Annotated in this window: 1 protein-coding gene; it reads left to right on the top strand. The window is 57.0% G+C overall.

Annotated elements, in window-relative coordinates:
- The first annotated feature begins 876 nt into the window (after positions 1-876).
- Positions 877-1,170 (top strand): transposase, encoded by a 294-nt coding sequence (locus tag IE00_RS19340; RefSeq protein WP_072298782.1) that lies wholly within the window; start codon positions 877-879, stop codon positions 1,168-1,170.
- Positions 1,171-1,385 lie beyond the last annotated feature (215 nt).

The raw sequence follows: 1,385 nt of genomic DNA, 5'->3' as shown, positions 1-1,385 counted from the left end.
TTGCGCCCGTTCGGGCGCGGACTGTCAGGATGAACCGTTCAAAGAACTTCCATTCCTCGTCCGACATCAGGTCTCGTGCCACGCGGGTCTCCATCAAAGATACCAGCTTGAATCACGCTGGTGGCGCAGTGTGAATCCCTTTTGTCAACACGACCTACAATCACCGTTACGGTGATCAAGCTTATGGTCTGGATAAAATTGCCAGAAGGAGGGTAGGGGGGGCGCATATGATTGTTTGCTCCTCCGCAACAGAGGCTAACCAATGTGTTTGGAACCTCGAACGGTCGTAAACTATTCTCGGATCGCGCCAGGAGGAATTGCCCCGAACAATATCCCTTTGATCGCTAGCGTTATCTTGTTGCATCAATCTGAGGGCAGTATCTAGTCAGATCCAACAAGCTAAGCTGAGCAGTGGACTGTCATGGTGCGATGCAAGCGAACTCCTAGGATGTTTTGAGCGGGATGAGATCCTAGGCATATTTGCAAGGATCTGTTCGTGGCTGCATTCTGCATGGCGGGTAAGCCGGATTGAGAAACGTTTCCTCCCGCGATGTGCCAAATTGCCGTCCGCTGCCCCTCTCCTGACTATTTGATCCTGCAAGAAACAGCCGGTATGTAGCTTTCGGCTTAACTTGTTCTGCTTCCTGTTTATTCAGAAAACGCTACACCTTTCCGTATAGCAGACAGAAACCGCCCGGGTAGCTGGCATGGGCGCGTAGTAGCTCCTGATCGACGCAAAGCGCAAAGAATGCAGTGGCATGATCACGCCGTGTGCTTAGTCAAGAAATACTACCTCTGAGCGCCGCTCTTAAATTCGGCCACTGACATAAGCTACGAATTTGGGTCAGCTGATCTTCGAGGGGAAGGAGATCAGAGATGTCGAAACGCCGGCAGCAGGCGCCTGAGTTCCAGGCCAAGGTCGCGCTGGAAGCCCTGAAAGGGGAGGAGACGGCGGCCGATCTGGCCGGCCGGTTCGGGGTGCATCCGACGATGATCGATCAATGGAAGCGAGCCTTGCCGGAAGGGGCCTCCGGGGTGTTCGAGCGCGGGGGCCGCAAGAGGCCCGAGATTGGCGAGGAGCAGGTAAGGGAGCTCCACGCCAGGATCGAGGAGCTGGCCGTGGCCGCCTCTTTTTGGGAACGAAAGCTGAAGCCCTGGGGCGGGAAGTGATGAGGCATTGGAACGCCATTGGTCCGAGAGACGATGCCGAACGGCATGATCGAGCCGGACCTGTCGGGGCGCGCAGTGCTGCCTGCTGTCGATCGCGCGCTCGTCCTTCTCCTCCACGCCCGAGGGCGAGACGGCGCTGGACCTCGGCCTGATGCCGATGGACGAGCAGTTCCTGGACACGCCGTTCTTCGGCGTCGGGCAAATGGCCTGGCATC

The sequence above is a fragment of the Paracoccus sp. SM22M-07 genome (genome assembly GCF_001887735.1).
GTDB lineage: Bacteria > Pseudomonadota > Alphaproteobacteria > Rhodobacterales > Rhodobacteraceae > Paracoccus.
Note: the sequence above shows the minus strand (reverse complement) of the source record. Positions and strands in the feature narration are given on the sequence as shown.

Bases quoted from the DNA above. Each gene is read 5' to 3' on its own strand.
- IE00_RS19340 (WP_072298782.1), top strand. From the start codon at position 877: ATGTCGAAACGCCGGCAGCAGGCGCCTGAGTTCCAGGCCAAGGTCGCG.